We start from the raw sequence: 24,247 nt of genomic DNA on the forward strand, positions 1-24,247 counted from the left end.
GGCCTGATAAGCGAAGCGCCATCAGGCGGTAGTCTTAGACATTACCGCCCTCTGGCGTCTTACAGGGCGATGCGAATCACATCATCCGGTTCAGTGGCTTCTTTCTCGCGAGTGGATTTCTGTTTCACGCTCACGTACAGCGTTTTGCCATCAGCTGACAGCGCCAGACTGTTCGGGAAGGTCGGCGTATCAAACGTTTTCACGACTTTGTAGCTCTTCGCATCAATCACGCTCACTTTACCCGCCTGACGGTGCGTCACATAGACTTCATTGCGCGTCGGGTTAAACAACACAGCCAGCGATTCCGGCGCGGCGATTTTCGCCAGCACGTTGCCGTTACGGGTATCAACGACCAGCACTTCGGCCGCTTTTGAGTCGGTAACAAATGCGCGATGACCGGTGGTATCGAGACTCAGGTTAATAAAGAAGTGCTCTTTACCGTCATCCAGCAGTTTTTTACGGCTGAGGATTTTGTTGGTGGCGGTATCGATGGTAATGAATTCGCCATCGGCATTAGTGGTGTACAGACGTTTCGCCTGGCTATCGATCGCCAGACCGGTGCTCATCTTACCGGTATTCTGGATAGTCTCTTTCAGCGCAATTTTTTCGCCATCAACTACCCAAATCACGCTCACTTTGCCAAGACCGCTGATATAAACCGTGTTGGTAGCTTCATCGGCAACCAGTTCACGCGGCTGCAGCGGACGCACGTCTTCTGAGCGCTTACGGGCATCGAGGACCAGTCGCCCTTTCACTTCACTCGTTTTCGCATCAATGGCCGTCACCGCGCTGTTCACCGTGTTGCCGAACCACAGCGTCTGGGTCGCATTGTTAATGGTGGCGCCAAACGGCTTGAGATCGTTATGGATGGCCTGCGTGACTTCCAGCGTCACCGGGTCAAGACGATAAACGATGCCGCCTTTGTCCAGCTTGCGGCTCTGCGAGGTAGCCAGCCACAGCGCGTTTTCCTGCTGGCTGTAAGCCATTTCGTAGGCACCTTTGCCCACGCCTTTACGCAGCATTTCTTCTGCGGCCTGGGCGCTGAATGACGAAGCAACCAGCAGCGAACCTAACAGCAATGAACTCCGCAGGCGCGGTGAAAACAGATGACGAAAATGCATGACGACTCCCTTTGATAAATCGCTATTTTTGCTGCTTCACATCGCTTCAACGAGCAACATCATGGTATTGCTCTTTTTTATAGATGGGAATGGTAATCATTATTCGTGTGAATGTGGAGCATTTATTCGCATTCTGGCTACAATCTTCTTAATTTCTCCATCAATTATTAACGCATCGTGCCGTTAAAATTTTCATATTTTTACAAATCCATTAACATAGAACTTACATACCGCTGGGTACGTTCAATTTAACTGGCCTTTTTCATGAAGATTATTTCCGCACGACATACCGCAGTTCCCGCACTTTTTCTCCCGCTCGTGTTCTCATCGCCAGTGATGGCTGATGACTCGACCGATGCCCAGACGATGATCGTTAGCGCGTCACCCCAGGCGATATCAGAGCTGGATACGCCAGCAGCCGTCAGCGTCGTTGACGGCGATGAGATGCGTCTGGCAGCGCCGCGCATCAACCTGTCAGAATCGCTGACCCGCGTGCCGGGACTTCAGGTACAAAACCGGCAAAACTATGCGCAGGATTTGCAGATTTCACTACGTGGATTCGGCTCCCGTTCCACCTATGGCATTCGCGGCATCCGTCTGTATGTGGACGGTATTCCCGCCACCATGCCGGACGGTCAAGGGCAGACCTCGAACATTGACCTCAGCAGCGTGCAGAACGTTGAGGTGCTGCGCGGCCCCTTCTCAGCGCTGTACGGCAATGCCTCCGGTGGCGTGATGAATGTCACCACCCAAACCGGTCAGCAGCCGCCGACAATAGAAGCGAGCAGCTATTACGGCAGTTTCGGTAGCTGGCGTTATGGGCTGAAAGCCACGGGCGCGATGGGTGATGGCACCCAGCCAGGCGACGTGGATTACACGGTCTCCACCACCCGTTTCACCACCCATGGCTATCGTGACCGCAGCGGCGCGCAGAAAAATCTGGCGAACGCAAAACTGGGCGTACGCCTCGATGACGACAGTAAACTGAGCCTGATTTTTAACAGTGTCGACATCAAAGCCGACGATCCGGGTGGCCTCAGCGAAACGGAATGGCGGGAAGATCCGCGGCAATCCCCTCGCGCTGAGCAATACAACACGCGCAAAACCATCAAACAGACCCAGGCCGGATTGCGCTATGAGCGCCAGTTCAGCGCGCGGGATGACATGAGCGTCATGATGTACGCCGGAGAGCGCGAAACCACGCAGTACCAGTCCATTCCCATCACGCCCCAGCTTCGCCCCTCTCATGCAGGCGGCGTGATCGCTCTGCAACGTCATTATCAGGGCATCGACAGCCGCTGGACGCATCGTGGTGAACTGGGTGTCCCCGTGACCTTCACCACCGGTTTGAACTACGAGAACATGAGTGAAAACCGTAAAGGCTATAACAACTATCGCCTGAGTAACGGTGTGCCGGAGTACGGACAAAAAGGCAGTCTGCGCCGCGATGAACGCAACCTGATGTGGAACGTGGATCCTTATCTGCAAACCCAGTGGCAGTTGACCGACAAACTCTCGCTGGATGCCGGCGTGCGCTACAGTTCAGTGTGGTTCGATTCCAACGATCGTTACGTCACGCCGGGTAATGGCGATGACAGCGGTGAGGCCAGCTACCATCAGTGGCTGCCAGCCGGCTCGTTAAAATACGCCTTAACCGATGGGTGGAACGTCTATCTCGCCGCAGGCCGTGGCTTCGAAACGCCGACCATCAATGAGCTTTCCTATCGCGCTGACGGACAAAGCGGGATGAATTTTGCGCTCAAACCCTCAACCAACGATACGGTGGAAATCGGGAGTAAAACCCGGATCGGTGACGGGTTGCTGACGGCGGCGCTCTTCCAGACCGATACCGATGATGAACTGGTGGTCGATTCCAGCAGCGGAGGACGCACGACCTATAAAAATGCCGGTAAAACGCGCCGCCAGGGCGCGGAACTCGCCTGGGATCAACGCGTTGCCGGAGACTGGCGGTTCATCGCGTCGTGGACCTGGCTGGATGCCACCTATCGCAGTAACGTGTGTAGCGACCAGAACTGTAACGGTAACCGGATGCCCGGCATCGCGCGGAACATGGGGTTCGCCTCGCTGGGATACGTTCCTGATGAAGGCTGGTATGCGGGTGCCGATGCACGCTATATGGGCGATATCATGGCCGATGATGAAAATACCGCGAAAGCGCCGTCTTATACCGTCGTCGGCCTGAATACCGGGTATAAATTTAACGTCAGCCGTCTGACGGTAGATGTATTTGGTCGCGTCGATAACCTGTTCGACAAAGAGTATGTCGGCTCGGTCATCGTGAATGAATCGAATGGCCGCTACTACGAACCTGCGCCAGGGCGAAACTATGGCGTTGGCGTCAACCTGGCCTGGCATTTTGAGTAAGGCTGATTATTAATGCCGCACGAGCGGGGATTTTCCCCGCTATATTTTAGCTATGCTTAATAACTATATTGCTGTTTAATTACCACTACATTTTTATGTATCAGGTCAATTAAACAATGACGGCTGGCGTCTTTATTTCCGGTCGCCATCACGCGTAGCAATTCCTGATAATGTCCGACGTTGTGCTGATAGGCTTCCTGCTTTGCCATATCATAAAGAAAATGCAGGCTCGGCCCCATGCGCACCCAAAGCTGTTCGATCATTTCGACAAGCGTAGGCATATTGGCAAACTGGTAAATTTTGAAGCGCAAGGCCCGGTTTGCCAACAGCCGGTCTTCTATCGTACCGCTCTCGTGAGCCTGCTGATAGTCCGCCAGAAGCGCATGCAGAATGCCCATTCGTTCCGGCGTGGCCTCGCCCGTCGCCGCCATCACCGCCATACCTTCCAGTTCACAGCGGATGTGAACGATCTCGCTAAACCTCGTCATTGTGATATCCGGAACCATGAACGCCTGTGCGGGCGCGATAGCCAATGCGCTTGAGGAGACCAGCCGTAGCAGCGCTTCCCGGACCGGGGTGATGCTGATCCCCAACTCCTGTGCGATATTTTTGGTGATAAGCCTGGCACCCGGACGTAAAGCACCAATGCTTAATTTGTCTTTTAGTCCTCTTTCAACTTGTGTAGTCAGACTTAAATGTTGCGTTTTTTCCATACCAGGCATTCTATTTCTTCACCTCATAACATAACCAATCGCAATTAAGCTAAATCGCCTAATTGATATAAATATCGCCTGGTATGAAAAATGTAAAACGTAAACAACAAGTAATTTACCCACGTTATTTTAACTGCCCCGACAGATTATTCGTCGGTTACGCGGTGATATATACCCGTCATACTTCAAGTTGCAGATGCGTTGGCTGCGCTCGTTCACCCCAGTCACTTACTCGAGTAAGCTCCCGGAGATTAATGAGAGACATCCTGTCTCTCACCGAAGGCCAGCCTGCGGCTGGTCAAATTCGTTCCCGACGAATTTGTCACTCCCATGCCGCGTGACTCAGCCTTCGGCTTCGCCCCTTCGGGGCCAGCGCTAGCGCTGTTCAAAGCCCTTTGGGCTTTGTCCTGCAACTCGACTTATTAAGGGTATAATTAAAGCTGGAATTTAAAATTTTGCCTATTTTTTAATGGCGGCTTTCGCCGCCAGGTTCTGTTTACGCGTCGTCGGCCAGACGGATCACCACTTTGCCAAAGTTTTTACCGGTCAGCAGGCCGATAAAAGTCTCTGGCGCGTTCTCCAGTCCGTCAGTGACCTGCTCGCGGTAGTGGATTTTCCCCTCTTTCACCCAGCGCCCCATTTCCTGCTGAAATTCGTGAATGCGGTGTCCGTAGTCCTGACCGATGATAAACCCCTGCAGTCGGATCCGTTTCTTCAGCAGGGTCGCCATCAGCAGCGGCAGTCTGTCGGGACCCGCCGGCAAGTTTGTCGCGTTATAACCGCTAACCAGACCACAGAGTGGGATCCGCGCCGAGGTGTTCAGCAACGGCAGCACCGCGTCAAACACCTTCCCGCCCACATTTTCGTAATAGACATCAATACCTTGTGGGCAAGCTTTCGCCAGTTGTTCAGCAAAGTCGCTGGCATAGTGATCCAGACAGACATCGAAGCCCAGCACGTCAGTGGCATGGCGGCATTTTTCCGCACCGCCAGCAACGCCCACGACGCGACACCCCTTCAACTTGCCAATTTGCCCAACCGTTGCGCCGACAGGGCCGGTTGCGGCCGCCACGACCAGCGTCTCGCCCTCTTTCGGCTGACCGATGTCAAGCAATCCCATATAGGCGGTAAATCCGGGCATCCCCAGCACGCCGAGCGCCCACGACGGATTCTCGGGATGATCCCCAAGCTTCACCAGCCCCGTGCCGTCGGAGATATCATAATCCTGCCAGCCGCTGTAGCTCAGGACCCATTCGCCAGGTTTATAGTCAGGATGATTTGACGTCACTACACGACTGACGGTGCCACCAACCATCACACCACCAATCTCGACCGGCGGCGAGTATGACGGTTCATCGCTCATGCGTCCGCGCATATACGGGTCGAGCGACAGATAAATCGTGCGCAGTAAAATCTGACCTTCGCCAGGGGTGGCGACATCGTCTTCTTCCAGACGGAAATTTTCCGCCACCGGTGCGCCATGTGGCCGGGATGCTAACACCCAACGACGATTACGCTGTGTTTGTTGAGCCATGATGTTCTCCTCTGCTTTTGGCATGAATCCATCAATAGTAGCAGGCCGCCGCGGTCATTAACTCCCGGCCTGGTTTAAGCGCACAACGAGGTAAACGCAGGGTTGCGTCGTCTCATTGATAAAACGACAGTCATTTGGCGGCCCCAGCTCCAGGCAATCTCCCGCCTTCATCTCGTGACGCGTATCCCCTTCGACGAACACCAGTTCGCCCCGCTGCAGCCAGATCAGCTGCCGGGCCTGAACGTACGATGACGCTGGCATGGGGATATCGCTACCCGCTGGCAATTCAATTTGCACCAGATCGATAGGCAGATCGCTACGCGGCGACACATGGCGGCGCAGATAGTGACTCTGCGGATCGTGCCACACGGGCTGATCGGCGAAACGGGACAGTTTACCCTCCTGCATTTCGGCACGAGCAATCAGCATGGACATACTGATGCCAAACGCCCCGGAGAGCCTGCCGAGCAGCGTCGCCGTTGGACTGCTTTCGCCGCGTTCGATTTTGTGGATCATGGCGCGCGACACGCCCGCCCGTTCAGCCAGTTCGGTAAGCGACCAGCTGCGGGATTCTCGTTCAATGCGAATTCTTGCACCGATCCGTTGATTTATGCTGTCTTCAATAGTATTCATATCGTAATACTATAGTGAACAAGCTCCGAGGTTCAACATGTCTATTCGATTCGCCAGCAAAGAGGACTGCGCCGCCATCGCAGAGATTTATAACCATGCGGTGCTGCACACGGCCGCCATCTGGAACGATCAGACGGTCGATGCCGATAACCGCATTACATGGTATCAAGCGCGGCAGGCGCTAGGTTACCCGGTGCTGGTAAGCGTGGAAGGTGACGTTGTCACGGGTTACGCCTCGTTTGGTGACTGGCGCAACTTTGATGGCTTCCGCCATACCGTCGAACATTCGGTTTATGTCCATCCGGATCATCAGGGAAAAGGTCTGGGACGCCAGTTACTGAGCAGGCTGATTGATGAAGCCCGTCGCTGTGGTAAACATGTGATGGTCGCCGGTATCGAGTCGCAGAACCACGCCTCACTACACCTGCACGAGACGCTCGGGTTTAACACTACCGCGCAGATGCCGCAGGTAGGCACTAAATTTGGCCGCTGGCTGGATCTGACCTTTATGCAGTTACAGCTTGACGACCGCCTCGAACCGGACTCACGCGGATGAACCAGTCGCTCACCCTCGCCTTTCTTATCGCCGCCGGTATCGGTCTGGTGGTACAAAACACCCTGATGGTGCGGATTACACAGACCTCATCGACCATCCTGATCGCCATGCTGTTGAACTCGCTGGTCGGGATTGTGCTGTTTGTCAGCATTTTGTGGTTTAAACAGGGCGTGGCGGGATTTGGCGAACTGGTTTCCAGCGTGCGCTGGTGGACACTGATCCCCGGTCTGCTGGGCTCGTTTTTCGTTTTCGCCAGCATCAGCGGCTATCAACATGTTGGTGCGGCGACCACCATTGCGGTGCTGGTCGCCAGCCAGTTAATTGGCGGTCTCGTGCTGGATATTTTACGCAGTCACGGCGTTCCGCTCAGAGCCTTAATCGGCCCGGTCTGCGGCGCAGTGATGCTGGTGGTCGGCGCCTGGCTCGTCGCCAGACGCCAGTTCTGATCAGAGGATCGTGCCGCCTTTCGTGAGTTGTTCGCGGCGCGCTTCCATATCTTCCTTATGCTGACGACCGTGGTGCGCGATAGCCGTTCTTAATCGCTGCTGCTGCGTGTAGCGATCTTCACGGCTTAACTGCGCGTCCTCGCTCAGGGCAACCAGCAGTTCGTTCATATGGGTAATGACGCCCTCATCAATGGCGGCATCGACACGGGCGCTGACCTCATCCAGGTGCGACATAAAAACTCCTTAATTCAGTTTTGCTTTTGAAAAATCACTGCCCATCAGGCTGACGCTGTAACCGGTCACGTTACTGCGCGTGGCGTAGAATGTCTTGCCGTTTGCCAGCGCAATCCACGGCGCCTGCTGATAATAGATCTCCTGCGCCTGCTGGTAGAGCTTCACGCGCGCTTCCGGTTTGCTGGTCAGCTTCGCTTTCTGGACCAGTGAATCATACTCCTTATCACACCAGCGCGCGGCATTCGATCCGGTTTTGATGTTGTTGCAGCCCAGCAGTACATCGGCGAAGTTATCCGGGTCGCCGTTATCCGACATCCAGCCAAACAGCGCGCTGTCATGCTCGCCTTTACGCATGCCGGAAAGGTATTCGCCCCACTCGTAAGAGACGATCTTCGCCTTCACGCCCACTTTTGCCCAGTCGCTTTGAATCATCTCCGCAATGCGTCGTGAGTTGGGGTTATACGGACGCTGCACAGGCATCGACCAGAGCGTCACTTCAAACCCTTTCTCCTGCCCGGCCTGCTGCAACAGTGCTTTCGCTTTCTCCGGGTCGTAGGCGTAATCCTTCAGTTCCGGATTAAAACCCATCATATTTGGCGGGATCGGTGATTTTGCCACTTTCGCCGAACCGAGGAACACGGCCTTCACAATCGCCTGCTTATCGGTGGCGTAGTTCAGCGCCTGGCGCACCAGCACATTATCAAACGGCTTTTTCTCGGTGTTGAAGGCCAGATAGCCGACGTTCAGCGCCTCAACGGCATGTAGCGCCAGGTCTTTGTTTTTCTTGATTTCATCAAACTGTACCGGCGATGGCGCAGGGATAATCTGACATTCGTTGGTTTGCAGTTTCGCCATCCGCGTCTGGACGTTCGGCGTGATGGCGAAGATCAGATGCTTTGTCGGCACCTCGCCGTCCCAGTAATTCGGGTTCGCCAGATAGCGAATCTGCGAGTCCTGTTTGTACTGTTGCAGGACGTACGGACCGGTGCCAATCGGCCAGTTATCGACGTTTTCCGGCGTCCCTTTTTTCAGCATGGCATCGGCGTATTCCGCAGAAAGAATTGAGGCAAAATCCATTCCCCAGTCGGCAAGAAACGCGGCGTTAGGTTCACTGAGCACAAACTGCACGTGGTAATCGTCGACCTTTTTCACCTCTTTAATCAGCTTATCGAAGCCCACGTCGTTGAAATACTCATAGCTGCCCTGCGACACATTGTGGTACGGATGTGTCGCGTCTTTCTGGCGTAATACCGAGAAAATGACGTCATCTGCGTTGAAATCGCGGGTCGGCTTGAAGAACTTGTTACTGTTGAACTTCACGCCCTGACGCAGCGTAAAGGTGTAGGTTTTACCATCTTCAGAGATAGTCCAGTCCGTCGCCAGCGACGGCACCGGCGTGTTTTTTACCGGGTCGAAATTGATCAGGCGGTTGTACAGCACCTGTGAACTGGCGACAAACGACGGGCCAGAACTGGCAATTTGCGGGTTAAAGGATTCTGGCGAGGCTTCCGAGCAATAGACAAGGGTGTCGTTATTTGCCGCCAGCGCGGCACCCGTTGGTAACACGGTACTGAGCGCCAGCGCGAGCAGCGTTTTCCCTGTGGACATGATATGAACCTTCTTCGTTATTATTGAGGGGGTTATAGGAGCATAGATTAAGACAACTGAAAAATAACAAATCTGTCTCAGGTTATGCGAATCCACGCATTTTTGTTGGATCTTTCACCACAGAATTTCTGTTAAGTCTTTTCGAAAACGTCAACGCATCTATGCCCTGAAAATTCACCCCTTTTTGCCTCTCTTCCACCGTTTGCCTGGGCCACGAATCCGTAAAGTAGATGCGTGAAAAAGTCTTAGGGTCCTTATCGTGGCAAAAACACTCTTGCGCAGCGGCAATCTGGATGATTATCAGGCCGTCGGCGGTGGCGGCCAGGCCGTCTTTGATTCAGCATTACAAATTCGTGAAACGCTCCGTCTGCGTAAGCAGCAGGCGATGGTGGATTGTCTCGCCATTCCACAAGTCAACGACAGCGGCGATCGGGTTGACTGGTATTCCCCCGTTGAAGGGGTATCCATCGCGTGGAAAGCCGCCGATGAAGAGGCGCGCTTTCGCGCCCTGCGCTATCTCTGTGCTACGCTGGAAAGCGCCGCATCGCTGAGCCGCAAAAGCCTGCAGTCCGGGAAAACATCACTACAACTGTTTGGTTCGCTGCTGGAAAAGGCCGTCCAGTTTCCAGGCGAAAATCACGTCTTCCTGGTGGATGGCAAACCGGTCATTACCTTCTGGGGATTTATCAATCTCAATGCGAACATCCGCGAGGATGTGCTGGAATGCCTGCGTACTCAGGAAGAACCTGAACCGGAAATTCACATTGAGCCAGAACCGGTCGAAGAGGCGGTTCCTGAGGTGACATTTGCCCAGGCGGACGAACCGCTGCTCTCCACGCCTGTCGTCCCGGTCAGCGAGCCAGAACCGGTTAGTGTGCCGCAGCCGGTTCCTGTGGTCACAGAAGAAAAAGTGACGCCAGTCCCGGTCAAACCGTCACGTCGCCTGCCGCTGTGGAGCCTGCCCGTCGCCGCGTTGATTGTCGCCGCCATTGCCGCTCCGCTACTGTGGAAATCACAGACGCCAGCCATCGCGACGGAAGTGGTCAATGTACCGCCGCCACCGCCGCCGGAACGGAAACCTCTGCCGACGCTTACCGCCGCGCTGCCGCTGCATCAGGCGGAAGTCATTGCACCGATGAAAAAAGAAAAACCTGCCGATGAGCCGGTGGTGATTACCGCGATTCCGAAAGACGCGTTGGTGATGGATGCGAACCAGATGAAGGCTGGCACCACGCGCTTTCTCAACGGTAACTGGCGCGTCATGGTGGATGTGAAAGATCCCGTCACCGGCAAAGCGCCGTCTCTGCGCTACCAGATCCAGAACAATAAAGGTACGGCGCGTGTGGTTCACGGCGACAACATCGTCTGCCGCGCGGATCTCTTCTCGGGGCTGCATCAGAGTGGGGAATTAATGATTAAGAGTCGTAGCAATGCGCGCTGCACCGACGGTTCACGCTATCCGATGCCGGAGATCACCTGTAAAGCCGGGGCCAATGATGTCGCCACCTGTACCGCCCGCTTTGATGCGAAAGCAGCGATTCCGTTGACGTTCAAAAAGATAGGTGCCTGATTTTATGCTGGTGAATCTGTGTGATTACAAACAGAGCGTCACGCTCATCGCAAACAGCGGCGTTCAGTTTCTCGACTTTGGGCTGACGCCGCAGGAATCTGCGCATCATGGTCGTTTCGTGCGTAAAACGGCCAATGGCCCCCTGCTGCGACTGGATTACGATCTGGCAAACGATCGCTATACCCTGCCTGCGCGCGCAGGCTCGCAGCCGGAAGTGGTGAAACCGGAAAGTACGCAAACGCTGCATTATTCCCTGGATGTCCTCGACGGCATCTGGCTGCCGCTGCCGTTCCTGCGCTTTAATCCGCCGCGCACCTTCGTTGAAGGGCCTGACAACTGGGCGCGCGTTCAGGTACGCAAACTTGCCGAACCCGACAGCGCGGGCAATACCCACCGCGTCACCCTCGCGCTCGATAGCCAGTTAAGCGAGAATGCGCCCGCCGCGCTCGCGCCCGGCGAAAACGATCTGCTGAACGGCACCCGTTTTGCCCTGGCCTGGCGCGACGATGAAATAGCGGATTTTCTCGATCAGACCTGGATTGACGGCTGGCTGCGCGAGGCGTTTCTCAACCACGTCAGCCAGCAGGAAAACCGTACTGAACAGGCTATCAGCCTGGCACTGCGCAACTTTGAGTATCAGGCGCACTGGCTGAACCTGCTGGCGCTACTGGGGGAACAGCTCGCCGTACCGGAAGTCAAACTGGTGACCCACACCCTCAGTACCCCGGCGATCCCGGTCGATTTGATTCTGGATGTCGGTAACACCCATACCTGCGGTGTATTGATTGAAGATCATGGCGACGCCAATGACGGACTGCGTCAGACGGCGGAACTGCAGGTTCGATCGCTGAGCGAACCGCAGTATCTCAACGATCCGCTGTTCACCAGTCGTCTTGAATTTTCAGAAGCCCGCTTTGGCAAACAGCATTTCTCCGTTGAAAGCGGACGTGAAGATGCCTTCATCTGGCCGTCGATTGTGCGGGTCGGTGACGAAGCGCGTAAGCTGGCAATGCAGCGCACGGGAACGGACGGTAACAGCGGTATTTCCAGCCCGCGCCGCTATCTGTGGGATGAAACGCCGGTGCTGCATGACTGGCGCTTCAGCCAGATGAACAGTAAAACGCAACGCGAACCGTTAGCCACCGCCTTTCCGCTGATGAACCTGATGAACGATGACGGTCAGCCGCTCTATTCACTGCCCCAGGATGACCGCCTGCCGGTGTTTTCGCCCCAGTACAGCCGCAGTACGCTGATGACCCATATGCTGTGCGAGATCCTCGCCCAGGCGCTGGGACAAATCAACAGCGTCGCAACCCGTCTGCGTCTGGGCTTTCCGGCATCGCCGCGTCAACTGCGCTCGCTGATCCTCACGCTCCCGTCGGCGATGCCCAAGCAGGAACGCGAAATTTTCCGTCTGCGCATGTTCGAAGCGATAGCCATTGTCTGGAAAGCAATGGGCTGGCACCCGCAGGACGAGGATTTCAGCACGCGTAAACAGCAGGAAAAAAGTGTGGTTCCGGTCCCTGAAATTCAGATGGAGTGGGACGAAGCCAGTTGCGGTCAGTTAGTCTGGCTGTACAACGAAGCCATTTCCCACTATGCCGGTCGCAGCGAAGCATTCTTCAACGCCCTTGCCCGCCCGGATCGTCTGCCGGAACCCGGAGAGACGAAAGGCCGGGCGTTGCGCGTGGCCTCGATTGATATCGGCGGCGGCACCACCGACATGGCGATTGTCCACTATCAACTGGACGATGGCGTCGGCGCCAATGTGAAAATCACGCCGCATCTGCTGTTCCGCGAAGGTTTCAAGGTCGCGGGCGATGACATGCTGTTGGACATTATCCAGAAATGCATTTTGCCCGCCCTGCAAACCCGACTGCAGCAGGCGGGAGTCACCGATGCCGCCGCCCTGCTCGCCACGCTGTTTGGCGATTCCGGACGCATCGATACCCAGGCCGTTTTACGGCAACAGACGGCGCTACAACTCTTTATGCCACTCGGTCACGCGGTGCTCTCTGCGTGGGAAAAGAGCGACATCAACGATCCGCTGGCCGGACTGCACGCCACCTTTGGCGATCTGCTGAACCATCGTCCGACCCGCAACGTACTGAACTACATTCAGCAGGCGATCGACCACGCGCTGCCGTCAGGTTCGCCGACGTTTGATCTCTTTAGCGTTCCGTTGCAGGTACAGTTCAGCCAGTTGCAGGAGGCGATGCTGGCAGGTCAGTTTACCCTGACCTCTCCGCTGCATGCGGTCTGTGAAGCCATTTCGCATTATTGCTGTGATGTTCTGCTGGTCACCGGCAGACCGACCTGTATCCCGGCGGTTCAGGCGCTGATCCGTCATCTGCAGCCGGTCCCGGTCAACCGCATGGTGTGGATGGACAACTACCGCGTCCATGAGTGGTATCCGTTCAGTCAGCAGGGGCGCATTGGCAATCCGAAATCCACCGCCGCCGTGGGGGCGATGCTGTGCAGCCTGGCGCTGGATCTGCGCCTGCCGCGCTTTAACTTTAAAGCCGCTGATATTGGTGCCTACTCAACCGTGCGCTACCTCGGGGTGCTCGACAATACGGTGAACACGCTGCGTGAGGAAAACGTCTGGTATCAGGATATTGATCTCGATAAACCCGGCGCGAAACTCGACACCCGCCTGCACTTCCCGCTGCGCGGCAACGTTACGCTCGGTTTCCGCCAACTGGCGAACAGTCGCTGGCCCGCAACGCCGCTGTATACGCTGAGCATTAACTCTGCCGATCTGGCGAAGAATATCGCCGGCGACGGTGTGTTAAATGTGCGTCTGCAACTGCGCGGCGGCAACAAAGAGAGCGGCCCCGAGTCGTTTATATTGAGTGATGCCTGGCTACAGGACGGCACGGCCGTGGCGGCGAATGCCCTGACCTTAAAATTGAATACCCTGGCCGATCGCCGACACAGCGGCAGCCATTACTGGATTGACAGCGGGAGCGTGTACCTGAAATGAGCAAGATGTTGAATACCACTCAGGCCGCGATTGCGTGGGTTAACCGCACCCGTCAGCACGCCATGACGCTGGATGATGAAGCAGATGCCCTGCTGGCACAACTCAACGGCGCAGCCGCCACGGAATCCGCCCTCAATGCCGCCCGACATGAGCGCGCCAGCATTGGGCTTTACGGCTATTCGCAGGCGGCGAAAGCGCATCTCCTTGCCGCGCTGTGCAACAGCGACAACGGTAAGGTCAATGTCATTACGCCGGATCGCAGCTTCGACTATTTCAGTCATCTCAACCCCGGACACGCGCCAACCAACATGGCACTGCGCTTCACGCGCCAGGTTAACCTGTCCGACGACGAGTGGCCGCTGCGCCTGCGACTGGTAACGGAAGCTGAACTGGTGCAGATCTTCATCGCCCAGGCCTGTGCCCAACCAGCGTACCGGCAGGTGGAAAAAGCGATTATCGAATCGCGCATCGAGAAGTGGCAGTCGCTACGTCAGTTACATCCCGTTCAGGGCGTGACGGCGCAGGAAGTGGCGACCATTGCCCGCTTCTGGCAGCGTTGTCTCCCCGCATCGCAACAGCAGATTGATGACGCGCTGTGGCAGCAATTTGCCCTGCTGCTGCCGACGGTCGATCTCTCAACCCGCGCCAGCGCCTGGTCGCTGTTGTGGGGTGAGCAGCCGGAACTGACGCAGCAGTGGCTGGAACTGGCACAGGTCCTGCAGCAGACCGGTCATGCCAGCGAAGTCGCCGCGCCGCTGAGCCTGCTGGTCGATCAGTTTGGTTTACCCTCAGAAAGCTTTATCACTCAGGAATTTCTCGCCTCGCAGGAGGCGCAAAGCGATGTGGTCGTCCATCCCGTTGTGGATGAGAAGCGACTTAACGCCGTCAGTCTCGCCCAGTCGTCGTTGGCCCTGTTGACGCGCGAGCTGGTGCTGAGTGTGGAAGATAGCGTACTGGATGGCGTCGATCTGCTGGATATTCCGCTCGCGCCGCTCAACCACCCGCAACCGCTCTGGCAGGCTAAACTGGGCTGGTTGCTGGAGCATTACCGGCAGCAGCTTCAGCCCGATGTACTGGTTGTCTGTAATGCCACCGCCACCCGTACGCAGACGCCGTCTACGGCCAGAACGTTGCTCAACTGGGTGCACGACACGCAGCCGACGCGCGAAACCGCGATGCCTGGCGTGGTGTGGGCGATTACGCCGCAGGATGCGCGATTTACCACGCAGCAGAATCTGGACGAAGCGGTCCAGCATCTGATGGGAAAACCGGGCCAGCACTGGGGCACTCTGCAGGCGCTGGATAAACACAGTCTGCTGCGGTTGACTGAATGGCTGTCGCAAGCCACGTCAACGCCCCAGCGTCAGGCACGGCTGCAGGCGCTGAACGAGCAGCATCTACAGCATGTTCGTGAACTGATGCTGGCGCAACCAGCCGAAGCGCCCAGCGCGGAAGCGGTCGTCCGCCAGTTACAACAGCAGGCGGCGCATCACGGCGATCTGCTCGACGGCCTGTTACCGGCGGTACAACAATTTGAAACTCTGCTCCGTCGCCCGCAACCGCGCGAAGAACAGGTCAGCGGCTTGTTCAATGACGCCATTGACCTTTTCGCGGACGTCCGTGACGCGCCGCAACAGGCAGAGAACAAAGAGACGGGCTATCAGGCGCACCGCATGTGGCTCAACCACATTCGCCAGTGGAGTCGCGATGATGGTCAGGCGAAACGTTTAGGGTTGACGCCCGCTGCGCTGCGTCAGGTCGTCGACATTCTGGCGATCGCCAGCTACCGCCTGCAACTGCCGCAGCAGCTGCAACAGATATTGCAGCGTGAAGAGGTCTGCGCTGCCCAGTTGCACGCCTGTATCGCCAATTTTATTGCCTGGCTTGGCTATGCCGACGTGGCTGAGGCAGAACGCCCCGCCAGTCGGATCGTCAAAGGAACGGCAATTTTCAGCGCGGTCAAACGCCAGCCGATGGCGCGACTAACACAACTGGAAGAGCAACCGGTACACGCCGCCAGCCGCTATGTCTATGACTGGCTGGTTGCGCTGTATACGCGGGCAACGGAAAACAAAGGGTATCAGCATCCGCAGGATGTGACTGAAGCAGACCGAAAGGCGCTGTGCGCGTTGCTGACAACGGCCTGAGGTTCAGCCGGGATGGACACCGGCTGAGTCGACTCAAAACAGCGAAAACAACAGAGCGACAGGAAAACTCATTGGCCAGGTGGCCCCGACCAGAAAGGCACTCAGAAAGCGGATGCGTTTTTTATCATGCGAGAGGAACCAGGTGATCAGAAAGGCAATCGCGGCCATTACCGCATAGAACATCAACATTTTTTGGTACAAAGACATTTAAGGGCATCCGGCCAGAAGAATAAAACGCGCGCAATATGCTCCATTTTTTGATGCACATCAAGTTTTATCACTTTTGGTCAATCATTTTGCCGCTTTTTATGACCGCTTACGTTAAGTCCCTGGTTTGTACTATTGCGGATCGCGAGACAGCGAACTATATACAAAGGGGCACTAACACAGGGTGGCAAAAATGAATGTTTCCAGTAGAACCGTGGTGTTGATAAATCTCTTTGCTGCTGTTGGTCTTTTTGCTCTTATCTCATTGAGATTTGGCTGGTTTATCTAAATTTTGAGTGCTTGCGGCGCAGACGGGCAGAGAGGAAAATCCTCTCTGCCTTTGGTCGACGATCCTCTCACTTCCCCGCGATAGCGTAAATGATCCTTAATGTTTACTCATTCGGGATGACATCAGAGCGGCACCTTCTCGTTGACCTCAAACTGGAACACATACGGATCGGAAAGCAGCGCAAACTGTTCGTCATCAGGATAGGTCACCGCGACGTGATAATCTTCGCCGGCAAAAGCTTTAATTGCCGCCAGATTGTGCCAGTACGTGGCGAGGAAGAAGTGCTCCCATTCCCCTTGCCGCTCCCGGCGAACAAATGCCCCTGCATTCCCCTGAATGCTTTGGGAATGCTTAACGCCGGTCAATTCTAAATGTACTGCAAATCCATCGCCATGCTGCACGGGTACACAGCCATGCCACGTTCTAACAATCATACCCACTCCATTTAAATGCATTTTTTATGAATGACTATTCACCATACCATACTCTTTTGCCCCTGAGTATTGACAACAAAAAGCCCTGCACGGCGGCAGGGCTTACGGCTTATCACGGACATGGTCGGTCAGTGTTTCACCATGACGTGACGGATCACGGTGTAGTCCTCCAGTCCATACAGTGACATGTCTTTTCCATAACCAGACAGTTTCTGCCCGCCGTGCGGCATTTCGCTCACCAGCATGAAATGGGTATTAACCCAGGTGCAGCCGTATTGCAGACGCGCACTGACCCGGTGCGCGCGTCCGACATCACGCGTCCAGACCGATGAGGCGAGGCCATATTGCGAATCATTGGCCCATTCCAGCACCTGTTCTTCCTCCTCGAAGACCGTCACGCTGACCACCGGACCGAACACTTCTCGCTGGACGATCGCATCCTCCTGCTTAGCCCCTGCCAGCAGCGTCGGGGCAAAGTAGTAACCCGGCCCTTCGACTCTTTTCCCACCGGTGACCACGTTGATATGTCCCAGCGCTTTGGCATCTTCAACGGCTTTGGTGACGCGCTCCAGATGCGCCAGTGAGCTCAACGGACCCAGCTCAGTCGATTCGTCCTCCGGCGCGCCGGTCTTCAGGCTGGCCACTGCGGCACCGAGTTTCTCAACCAGCGCGTCGTAAACGCCCTTCTGCGCGTAAATGCGACAGGCGGCGGTACAGTCCTGACCGGCATTGTAGAAACCGAAGGTGCGCACCCCTTCCACCACCGCATCCACATCAGCGTCGTCGAACACAATCACCGGCGCTTTCCCCCCCAGTTCCATATGCGTGCGCTTAATCGACGGCGCCGTGTGGCTGATGATGTGCTCGCCGGTAGCAATCGAACCGGTTAAGGAGACCATGCGCACTTTCTTGTGCCCGGTCAGCGGATCGCCGACCGTTTTGCCTCTGCCAAACAGTACGTTGAGCACGCCCGGCGGGAAGATATCTTTGGCGTATTCCGCCAGTTTCAGCGCGGTCAGCGGTGTGATTTCCGACGGCTTGATCACCACGCAGTTACCGGCCGCCAGCGCGGGGGCCAGTTTCCACGCCGCCATCATCAGAGGATAGTTCCACGGCGCGATGGAGGCGACAACGCCGACCGGATCGCGACGAATCATCGAGGTATGACCTTCCAGATATTCCCCCGCAGCCAGACCGTTCAGACAACGCGCGGCACCGGCGAAAAAGCGAAATACATCGACAATCGCCGGGATCTCATCATTGAGCGCGCAACGCAGCGGCTTGCCGCAGTTGCGTGATTCCAGTTCGGCAAAGACCTGCGCATTCTGTTCAATAACGTCAGCCAGTTTCAGCAGCAGTTCACTGCGCGCTTTTGGGGTCGTCTGTCCCCATTCGCTAAACGCACGATCGGCGGCGAGAACGGCCGCATCCACCTGAGCGGGAGATGCTTCTGCAATTTCCAGCAGCACCTCGCCGGTGGCGGGGTTATAGACGGGCTGTTTCTCACCTTCACCATTGACCAGCTCGCCGTTAATCAGTAATTGATGTTGCATAGCATTTTCCCATATCGTTGTTTATTTACCGTTTCCGGCGAGGCTGTCGCCTTCACGCGTGAGCCACCAGGCCCCCAGAATCGGAATGGTTGTGACCAGCATGACCAGCAGTGCCACGACGTTCGTCACCGGCACGTCGCGCGGTCGCCCTAACTGATTGAGCAACCACAGCGGCAGCGTCCGTTCGTGACCGGCAGTAAAGGTTGTGACGATGATTTCATCGAAAGACAGCGCGAACGCCAGCATTCCCCCGGCCAGCAGCGCCGATCCCAGATTCGGCAGCACCACGTAGCGGAAGGTCTGCCAGCCGTTGGCGCCGAGATCCATAGAGGCCTCCACCAGGCTCCAGGAGGTACGACGAAAGCGGGCTATCACGTTGTTAAAGACCACCACCACACAGAACGTCGCATGACCGACGACGATGGTGAAAAAACCCGGTTCGAGATTGACCGTCTTAAACGCGGTCAGTAGCGCCAGACCGGTGACGATCCCCGGCAGGGCTATCGGTAACAGCAGCAATAATGAGATAGCGTTTTTACCGAAGAAATCACGCCGCCAGAGCGCCGCGGCGGCAAGCGTACCGAGCACCAGCGCAATCGCCGTCGACAACGCCGCGATTTTTAGTGACAACGTCACGGCATCCAGAATATCGCTGCGCTGCGCAGCAACGCTGAACCAGCGTAGCGTCAGCCCCTGCGGTGGAAAGCTAAAGGCGGCATCTTCGGTATTAAACGCATAGGCTGCGATGATAAGAATCGGGAAGTGCAGGAATACCACCCCGCCCCAGGCCGCCAGTTTGAGGAAAAACGGTGCGCGCTCAGAGTGCATCGAACGCTCCCAGGCGTTTCACGAACGCCAGATAAAGGGCTATCAGCACAATTGGCACCAGCGTAAACGCCGCCGCCATCGGCATGTTGCCAATCGCACCCTGTTGGGAATAGACCATGTTGCCGATGAAATAGCCCGGCGGCCCCACGAGCTGCGGCACGATAAAATCCCCCAGCGTCAGCGAGAAGGTGAAGATAGAACCGGCGGCGATGCCGGGGATCGCCAGCGGCAGAACCACATAGCGGAAGGTCTGGCGTGGACGAGCCCCCAGATCGGCGGACGCCTGTAACAGCGACGGTGGCAACCGTTCCAGCGCGGCCTGAACCGGCAGGATCATAAACGGCAGCCAAATGTAGACGAACACCATAAAGCGCCCTAACCCCGACGTCGAGAGCGTGTTTCCCCCTACGGCCGGCAGCGTCAGCAGGCTGGTCAGCAGAGGTTCTACGCCAAGATGAACCAGGAACCACTGCGCCACACCATCTTTCGCCAGCAGCAACGTCCAGGCGTAGGCCTTGACGATGTAACTCGCCCACATCGGCAACATGACCGCAATATAGAAGAACGCTTTCATCTTGCCAGAGGTATAGCGCGCCATGTACCACGCCATCGGAAACGCCAGAATCGCGCTGGCTATTGTCACCGCAATCGCCATCGTCAGCGTGCGTAAGATGATGTCGTAGTTGGCGGGGTTAAACAGCGCGCGAAGATTGGCGAGCGTCAGATCCGGCGTCACCGACATGGTGAAGTCGTCGAAGGTGTAAAACCCCTGCCACAGCAGCGTCAGCAGCGAGCCGAAGTAGACAATGCCAAACCACATCAGCGGGCCAAGCAGCAGCAAAAACAGCCCCAGACCGGGATGACGCCAGAAAAAGCCGGTGAGTTTACTCAGACCGCCGGGCCGTGAAGGCGTAGAGAGCACATTCATTGCCATTCACCTCTCCTCGACCAGCGGTACCATGACCTCGCGCGGCCATGACACCATCACCTGCTGACCGGGCGCGAGCAGAGTCGCAAACGGCTCTCCCGTCTGATTGGCCTGACTGACCAGCAGCTTTTCGCCGCCAGCAAGCCTGAGTTCAAAACGGGTGGCGGCCCCCTGATACTGCACGGCCTGAATCACCCCCTGCACCTGGATCTCTCCAGGAGTATTGAGCCGGATATGCTCCGGGCGCAGCGAGAAGCTGCCCGTCATCCCGCAGACGTTTGAGGCCATCGCGGGATCAAAGACGTTCGATGTTCCGACGAAACCCGCAACAAACGGCGTGCGCGGACGCATGTAGAGCTCGCGCGGCGAATCCACCTGCTCAATGCGGCCGTTGTTAAACACCGCCACGCGATCGGACATCGACAGCGCTTCGCCCTGATCGTGCGTCACGAAGATGAACGTAATCCCCAGCGACTGCTGGAGCTTTTTCAGTTCCAGTTGCATCTGCTCGCGCAGTTTCAGATCCAGTGCACCAAGCGGTTCATCCAGCAGCAGCACGCGCGGTTCGTTGACCAGCGCCCTGGCGATGGCGACCCGCTGACGCTGACCGCCGGAAAGCTGTGACGGTTTGCGTTCGAAGGTAAACCCCAGCGCCACCTTTTCCAGCGCCTCGCGGGCCTGGGCCTGACGCTGCTTCTTATTGACGCCTTTGACCATCAGGCCATAGGCGACATTGTCGAGAATCGACATGTGTGGAAACAGCGCGTAGTCCTGAAACACGGTATTCACATCCCGCTCCCAGGGCGGTAAATCGCTGGCTGGCTTGCCAAAGATGGCAATCGAACCGCCAGAAAGCTGTTCGAATCCGGCAATCAGGCGCAGGCAGGTGGTTTTGCCGGAGCCGGAGGGCCCCAGCATGGAGAAAAACTCACCGTCTTTAATCGCAATACTGACGCCATCGACCGCCCGCACGTCACCGTACAGACGCGAGACGTTGTCAAACTCCACTGCGTACGTCATAAATCACCCCAGTGACGTTAACGACCGCCCATGATGGCGATGTAATCCTGCGTCCAGCGACTGTACGGCACGAATTTACCGCCTTCAGCGACAGGCGTTTTCCAGAAGGCGATTTTGTCAAAATAGCGGTAGCCGTTGGTTTCACAGCCTTTGTCGCCCAGCAGCGTACTGGCTTTGCAGCCTTCGGTGACGACCGGCAGCGATCCAAACCAGGCCGCCACATCGCCCTGAACTTTTGGCGTCAACGACCAGTTCATCCACTTGTAGGCGCAAACCGGGTGTTTTGTTTCGCTGTGCAGCATGGTGGTATCCGCCCAGCCGGTGACCCCTTCTTTCGGGAACACCGTACCAATGTGCTGCCCTTCACCCTTCAGCGCGTTCGCCTGATACGGCCAGGCGCTGGACGCCACGACGCCCTCATTTTTGAAATCGCTCATTTGTACGGTGGTGTCGTGCCAGTAACGGTGGATCAACGGTTGCTGCGCGCGCAGTACTTTCAGTACCGCCTGATACTGCGCTTCGGTAAGTTGATACGGATCCGAAATCCCCAGTTGCGGCTGGGTGGCTTTCACAAACAGCGCCGCGTCGGCAATGTAAATCGGTCCGTCATAGGCCTGCACGCGGCCTTTGTTGCTTTTTCCATCCGGCAGGTTTTGTTCAACGAACACCACGTTCCAGCTATCCGGCGGCGTCGGGAAAATTTGCGTGTTGTACATCAGCAGGTTCGGTCCCCACTGATACGGCGTGCCGTAGACTTTGCCCGCCACGTTGAACCAGTCGCCTTTGACCACCCGGGGATCGACGGTTTTCCAGTTAGGGATGAGCGCCGTGTTGATTGGCTGCACGCGTTTACCCATGATCAGGCGCAGAGAGGCATCGCCAGAGGCCGTCACCAGATCGTAACCGCCTTTCGCCATCAGGCTGACCATCTCATCCGACGTCGCCGCCGTTTTGACGTTAACCGCACAGCCGGTCTCTTTTTCGAATTGTGTCACCCAGTCGTACTGTTTATCGGTCTGACCACGTTCGATATAGCCCGGCCAGGCGATAATATCCAGGCGGCCTTCAGCCTGACCTAAAGCGGTAGGCGGTTCGGCGGCGTGCGCGGTCATCAGCGTCATACTGAGCGCGCACAGGCTGCTGCGGGCAAATTTCTTGCTCATAAGGTCTTACTCCTGTCGCAAAATATTGAGCGGCAGCCTTGCCGTAAATATATGTCCTTTCCTAAAAATAGTCGGCGCGCCGTCAGCGCACCTCCCGGCATGAGGAAATTTAATCAGGTTGTGACATAACGCGCATTACGCCCCGAACGCCGGCGCTGAGCGGCTATCTTCTGGAGTATAGACAAGGGGTTAGCTGACGAGATGGAAAAACAAAAGCTATTGATATTTCCTATGATGATCGGCGGGAAATAAAGTCGTACGGTTCTTGCTGATATTTTATAAATAAGAACGCGCCATTCTTTTATATTGAATAGCGCGCGTGTTTTATTTCATCTGAGCGCGAATGAGTTGCCCCAGTTGTTTCACCGCGTCTTCTTCGCGCTCTCCCCAATTCCATGCGGTATTGAAGCGGAAAAAGCGCTTCCAGGTGTCTGAGGTCGAGAACATTTTCCCCGGCGCGATGCTGATATGGTGGGCCAGCGCCTGTGTGGTCAGCTCACCCGCGTCCAGCGATTCCGGTAGTTCAAGCCAGAGAAAATAGCCGCTGTTGTTATGATGAATTTTTACTTCCGCCGGAAGATGACGCAGCAGCGTTTGCCAGGCCTGCTGTTTGCGCTCCGCCAGTTGACGGCGCAGGCGGCGAAGATGAGCGTCATACCGGCGCGTAGAGAGATAATCGACCAGTGCCAGCTGCATCGGCGAACTGGTGGAGAGCGTGCTCATCAGTTGTAATCGCTGGATCTGACGGGCATGTTTGCCGGCGGCTACCCAACCGATGCGAAAACCCGGCACCAGACATTTGGAAAACGACGAGCAGTGCAGCACTTTATCGCCCCGATCCCACGCTTTGGCGGGCAGCGGTTTCTCCCGACCAAAGTAGAGTTCGCTGTAGACATCATCTTCAATCAACATCACATTATGGCGATCGAGTATCTCAACCAGACGCGCCTTTTTCTCCGGGCTGAGGGTCACGCCGAGCGGGTTCTGGCTGTTGGTCATGAGCCAGCAGGCTTTGACCGGGTACTCCTGCAGCGCCAGCTCCAGCGCCGCGAGGTCGATCCCCTCCTTCACGTCCGTAGCCACCGACAACGCTTTAAGCCGCAGCCGCTCCAGCGCCTGCAACGCGCCATAGAAACAGGGGTTTTCGACAATCACCCAGTCGCCCGGTTCTGTCACCGCCTGCAGGCTCAGGTTAAGCGCCTCCAGCGCTCCGGCGGTAATGACTATCTCATCGGGCGAGACGGTAATACCCTGTAGGGCATAACGGCGGGCAATGGCGTGACGCAGCTCTGCGTTCCCCGGCGGCAGGTTTTCAATCACGCTCATCGCGGTTGCGGTCCTGCTCACCTGCGCCAGAGAACGGTTCAGTTGCTGTAGGGGGAATAAACGCGGATCGGGAAAGGCCGAGGCAAACGGCATCACCGACGCATCCCGACTGGCCTGTAGCATCTCGAAGATATAGGTGTTGATATCTACCGCTTCGTCGCACATCACCTGGACCGGTTGCACCTCGGGCTGGCTAACCGGACGTGGCGCGACATAATAACCGGACTGGGGACGTGCAATAATCCGTCCCTGACTTTCCAGTAGCTGATAGGCATGTCCGACGGTCATAAAACTCATCCCGCTACTGACCACCTGCTCACGCAGTGACGGCAGACGGTCGCCAGGTTGCCAGACGCCAGAGGCAATCTGCTCGCAGAGTTGTTCAGCCAGACGCTGGTACTTTTTCATCGTTATTATCTCGCGGGTCAAAACATGTGGACCCGCACAGTGTATATCAGTGAGTAAAATACTCAACGCTCTGGTAACTGTTATGGTTTTAAAAGCCCTTACTGTTTCTGATACTGAAATCATCAAAGACTTAAAATTGCGCTGAATCAATTTTTAGT

General features: G+C 56.3%; 21 protein-coding genes. 7 read left to right on the top strand and 14 right to left on the bottom strand.

The annotated features are described in order from the left end of the window. Nucleotides 1–59: 59 nt before the first annotated feature. A complete protein-coding gene (gene yncE / locus QQZ17_RS18320) occupies nucleotides 60–1,121 on the bottom strand; it encodes a 7-bladed beta-propeller protein YncE (RefSeq protein WP_152404623.1) in 1,062 nt (353 codons plus the stop codon). A 264-nt stretch (nucleotides 1,122–1,385) separates the two neighbouring features. Here yncE and pqqU point away from each other — a divergent pair, with 264 nt between their 5' ends. Next, nucleotides 1,386–3,506, top strand: a complete 2,121-nt coding sequence (pqqU, locus tag QQZ17_RS18325) for a TonB-dependent receptor PqqU (protein WP_152404622.1) — start codon at nucleotides 1,386–1,388, stop codon at nucleotides 3,504–3,506. Nucleotides 3,507–3,562: 56 nt separating this feature from the next. Here the strand turns inward: pqqU and QQZ17_RS18330 are convergent, their stop codons facing one another. The 3 genes from QQZ17_RS18330 to QQZ17_RS18340 all read right to left on the bottom strand — a co-directional run bounded on the left by QQZ17_RS18330 (nucleotide 3,563) and on the right by QQZ17_RS18340 (nucleotide 6,386). Beyond that, nucleotides 3,563–4,228 carry a GntR family transcriptional regulator gene (locus tag QQZ17_RS18330; protein WP_152404620.1) on the bottom strand — a complete coding sequence of 222 codons (666 nt, stop codon included), beginning with the start codon at nucleotides 4,226–4,228 and terminating at the stop codon, nucleotides 3,563–3,565. Between the two features lie 487 nt (nucleotides 4,229–4,715). Next, nucleotides 4,716–5,753 carry an NADP-dependent oxidoreductase gene (locus QQZ17_RS18335; protein ID WP_152404616.1) on the bottom strand — a complete coding sequence of 346 codons (1,038 nt, stop codon included), beginning with the start codon at nucleotides 5,751–5,753 and terminating at the stop codon, nucleotides 4,716–4,718. 57 nt (nucleotides 5,754–5,810) lie between these two features. Further along, the gene (locus QQZ17_RS18340; protein WP_152404614.1) at nucleotides 5,811–6,386 is read right to left on the bottom strand and encodes a helix-turn-helix domain-containing protein; all 576 of its coding nucleotides are present in this window, start codon (nucleotides 6,384–6,386) and stop codon (nucleotides 5,811–5,813) included. Between the two features lie 37 nt (nucleotides 6,387–6,423). On the opposite strand from QQZ17_RS18340, the gene QQZ17_RS18345 reads away from it, so the two are divergent. Next, complete coding sequence (locus QQZ17_RS18345) at nucleotides 6,424–6,942, top strand: GNAT family N-acetyltransferase (protein ID WP_152404612.1); 519 nt, start codon at nucleotides 6,424–6,426, stop codon at nucleotides 6,940–6,942. Continuing rightward, nucleotides 6,939–7,388: a DMT family transporter gene (locus tag QQZ17_RS18350; RefSeq protein ID WP_152404610.1), complete on the top strand. Its 450-nt coding sequence runs from the start codon at nucleotides 6,939–6,941 to the stop codon at nucleotides 7,386–7,388. The genes QQZ17_RS18345 and QQZ17_RS18350 overlap by 4 nt, the downstream gene beginning before the upstream one ends. Here QQZ17_RS18350 and QQZ17_RS18355 read toward each other — a convergent pair whose 3' ends face one another. Together QQZ17_RS18355 and QQZ17_RS18360 are read right to left on the bottom strand one after the other, a co-directional pair. Further along, a complete protein-coding gene (locus QQZ17_RS18355) occupies nucleotides 7,389–7,622 on the bottom strand; it encodes a YdcY family protein (RefSeq protein WP_152404608.1) in 234 nt (77 codons plus the stop codon). 9 nt (nucleotides 7,623–7,631) lie between these two features. Beyond that, nucleotides 7,632–9,230, bottom strand: a complete 1,599-nt coding sequence (locus tag QQZ17_RS18360; RefSeq protein ID WP_152404606.1) for an ABC transporter substrate-binding protein — start codon at nucleotides 9,228–9,230, stop codon at nucleotides 7,632–7,634. A gap of 259 nt (nucleotides 9,231–9,489) precedes the next feature. On the opposite strand from QQZ17_RS18360, the gene QQZ17_RS18365 reads away from it, so the two are divergent. The 3 genes from QQZ17_RS18365 to QQZ17_RS18375 are packed head-to-tail and all read left to right on the top strand — an operon-like array spanning nucleotide 9,490 to nucleotide 15,933. After that, the gene (locus QQZ17_RS18365) at nucleotides 9,490–10,800 is read left to right on the top strand and encodes an SrfA family protein (protein ID WP_152404604.1); all 1,311 of its coding nucleotides are present in this window, start codon (nucleotides 9,490–9,492) and stop codon (nucleotides 10,798–10,800) included. 4 nt (nucleotides 10,801–10,804) lie between these two features. Further along, nucleotides 10,805–13,786 (top strand): virulence factor SrfB, encoded by a 2,982-nt coding sequence (locus tag QQZ17_RS18370; protein ID WP_152404602.1) that lies wholly within the window; start codon nucleotides 10,805–10,807, stop codon nucleotides 13,784–13,786. Continuing rightward, a complete protein-coding gene (locus QQZ17_RS18375) occupies nucleotides 13,783–15,933 on the top strand; it encodes a virulence factor SrfC family protein (protein WP_152404600.1) in 2,151 nt (716 codons plus the stop codon). The genes QQZ17_RS18370 and QQZ17_RS18375 overlap by 4 nt, the downstream gene beginning before the upstream one ends. 33 nt (nucleotides 15,934–15,966) lie before the next feature. On the opposite strand, the gene ortT is transcribed toward QQZ17_RS18375, so the two are convergent. Beyond that, the gene (gene ortT / locus QQZ17_RS18380; protein WP_042318948.1) at nucleotides 15,967–16,140 is read right to left on the bottom strand and encodes an orphan toxin OrtT; all 174 of its coding nucleotides are present in this window, start codon (nucleotides 16,138–16,140) and stop codon (nucleotides 15,967–15,969) included. Nucleotides 16,141–16,333: 193 nt separating this feature from the next. Here ortT and yncL point away from each other — a divergent pair, with 193 nt between their 5' ends. Next, nucleotides 16,334–16,429, top strand: a complete 96-nt coding sequence (gene yncL, locus QQZ17_RS18385; RefSeq protein ID WP_071820580.1) for a stress response membrane protein YncL — start codon at nucleotides 16,334–16,336, stop codon at nucleotides 16,427–16,429. Between the two features lie 122 nt (nucleotides 16,430–16,551). Here the strand turns inward: yncL and QQZ17_RS18390 are convergent, their stop codons facing one another. From QQZ17_RS18390 to QQZ17_RS18420, 7 genes are all read right to left on the bottom strand, one after another. Further along, nucleotides 16,552–16,863, bottom strand: a complete 312-nt coding sequence (locus tag QQZ17_RS18390) for a hypothetical protein (RefSeq protein ID WP_152404598.1) — start codon at nucleotides 16,861–16,863, stop codon at nucleotides 16,552–16,554. Nucleotides 16,864–16,991: 128 nt separating this feature from the next. Then, nucleotides 16,992–18,416, bottom strand: coding sequence for an aminobutyraldehyde dehydrogenase (patD, locus tag QQZ17_RS18395; protein WP_152404596.1), 1,425 nt, complete (start codon nucleotides 18,414–18,416; stop codon nucleotides 16,992–16,994). 21 nt (nucleotides 18,417–18,437) lie between these two features. Beyond that, nucleotides 18,438–19,244, bottom strand: a complete 807-nt coding sequence (locus tag QQZ17_RS18400; RefSeq protein WP_152404594.1) for an ABC transporter permease — start codon at nucleotides 19,242–19,244, stop codon at nucleotides 18,438–18,440. After that, on the bottom strand, nucleotides 19,234–20,178 hold the full coding sequence (locus QQZ17_RS18405; protein WP_152404591.1) for an ABC transporter permease: 945 nt from the start codon (nucleotides 20,176–20,178) through the stop codon (nucleotides 19,234–19,236). Before QQZ17_RS18405 ends, QQZ17_RS18400 begins: the two co-directional genes overlap by 11 nt. Beyond that, complete coding sequence (locus tag QQZ17_RS18410) at nucleotides 20,179–21,192, bottom strand: ABC transporter ATP-binding protein (protein ID WP_152404589.1); 1,014 nt, start codon at nucleotides 21,190–21,192, stop codon at nucleotides 20,179–20,181. 17 nt (nucleotides 21,193–21,209) lie between these two features. After that, nucleotides 21,210–22,355 carry a putative ABC transporter substrate-binding protein YdcS gene (gene ydcS, locus QQZ17_RS18415; protein WP_152404587.1) on the bottom strand — a complete coding sequence of 382 codons (1,146 nt, stop codon included), beginning with the start codon at nucleotides 22,353–22,355 and terminating at the stop codon, nucleotides 21,210–21,212. Between the two features lie 324 nt (nucleotides 22,356–22,679). After that, a complete protein-coding gene (locus QQZ17_RS18420; protein WP_152404585.1) occupies nucleotides 22,680–24,089 on the bottom strand; it encodes an aminotransferase-like domain-containing protein in 1,410 nt (469 codons plus the stop codon). Between the last annotated feature and the right edge of the window lie 158 nt (nucleotides 24,090–24,247).

The sequence above is a fragment of the Citrobacter sp. T1.2D-1 genome, from assembly GCF_950098555.1.
GTDB classification, from domain to species: Bacteria; Pseudomonadota; Gammaproteobacteria; order Enterobacterales; family Enterobacteriaceae; genus Citrobacter_A; species Citrobacter_A telavivensis.

Bases quoted from the DNA above. Each gene is read 5' to 3' on its own strand.
- yncE (WP_152404623.1), bottom strand. From the start codon at position 1,121: ATGCATTTTCGTCATCTGTTTTCACCGCGCCTGCGGAGTTCATTGCTG.
- pqqU (WP_152404622.1), top strand. From the start codon at position 1,386: ATGAAGATTATTTCCGCACGACATACCGCAGTTCCCGCACTTTTTCTC.
- QQZ17_RS18330 (WP_152404620.1), bottom strand. From the start codon at position 4,228: ATGCCTGGTATGGAAAAAACGCAACATTTAAGTCTGACTACACAAGTT.
- QQZ17_RS18335 (WP_152404616.1), bottom strand. From the start codon at position 5,753: ATGGCTCAACAAACACAGCGTAATCGTCGTTGGGTGTTAGCATCCCGG.
- QQZ17_RS18340 (WP_152404614.1), bottom strand. From the start codon at position 6,386: ATGAATACTATTGAAGACAGCATAAATCAACGGATCGGTGCAAGAATT.
- QQZ17_RS18345 (WP_152404612.1), top strand. From the start codon at position 6,424: ATGTCTATTCGATTCGCCAGCAAAGAGGACTGCGCCGCCATCGCAGAG.
- QQZ17_RS18350 (WP_152404610.1), top strand. From the start codon at position 6,939: ATGAACCAGTCGCTCACCCTCGCCTTTCTTATCGCCGCCGGTATCGGT.
- QQZ17_RS18355 (WP_152404608.1), bottom strand. From the start codon at position 7,622: ATGTCGCACCTGGATGAGGTCAGCGCCCGTGTCGATGCCGCCATTGAT.
- QQZ17_RS18360 (WP_152404606.1), bottom strand. From the start codon at position 9,230: ATGTCCACAGGGAAAACGCTGCTCGCGCTGGCGCTCAGTACCGTGTTA.
- QQZ17_RS18370 (WP_152404602.1), top strand. From the start codon at position 10,805: ATGCTGGTGAATCTGTGTGATTACAAACAGAGCGTCACGCTCATCGCA.
- QQZ17_RS18375 (WP_152404600.1), top strand. From the start codon at position 13,783: ATGAGCAAGATGTTGAATACCACTCAGGCCGCGATTGCGTGGGTTAAC.
- ortT (WP_042318948.1), bottom strand. From the start codon at position 16,140: ATGTCTTTGTACCAAAAAATGTTGATGTTCTATGCGGTAATGGCCGCG.
- yncL (WP_071820580.1), top strand. From the start codon at position 16,334: ATGAATGTTTCCAGTAGAACCGTGGTGTTGATAAATCTCTTTGCTGCT.
- QQZ17_RS18390 (WP_152404598.1), bottom strand. From the start codon at position 16,863: ATGATTGTTAGAACGTGGCATGGCTGTGTACCCGTGCAGCATGGCGAT.
- patD (WP_152404596.1), bottom strand. From the start codon at position 18,416: ATGCAACATCAATTACTGATTAACGGCGAGCTGGTCAATGGTGAAGGT.
- QQZ17_RS18400 (WP_152404594.1), bottom strand. From the start codon at position 19,244: ATGCACTCTGAGCGCGCACCGTTTTTCCTCAAACTGGCGGCCTGGGGC.
- QQZ17_RS18405 (WP_152404591.1), bottom strand. From the start codon at position 20,178: ATGGCAATGAATGTGCTCTCTACGCCTTCACGGCCCGGCGGTCTGAGT.
- QQZ17_RS18410 (WP_152404589.1), bottom strand. From the start codon at position 21,192: ATGACGTACGCAGTGGAGTTTGACAACGTCTCGCGTCTGTACGGTGAC.
- ydcS (WP_152404587.1), bottom strand. From the start codon at position 22,355: ATGAGCAAGAAATTTGCCCGCAGCAGCCTGTGCGCGCTCAGTATGACG.
- QQZ17_RS18420 (WP_152404585.1), bottom strand. From the start codon at position 24,089: ATGAAAAAGTACCAGCGTCTGGCTGAACAACTCTGCGAGCAGATTGCC.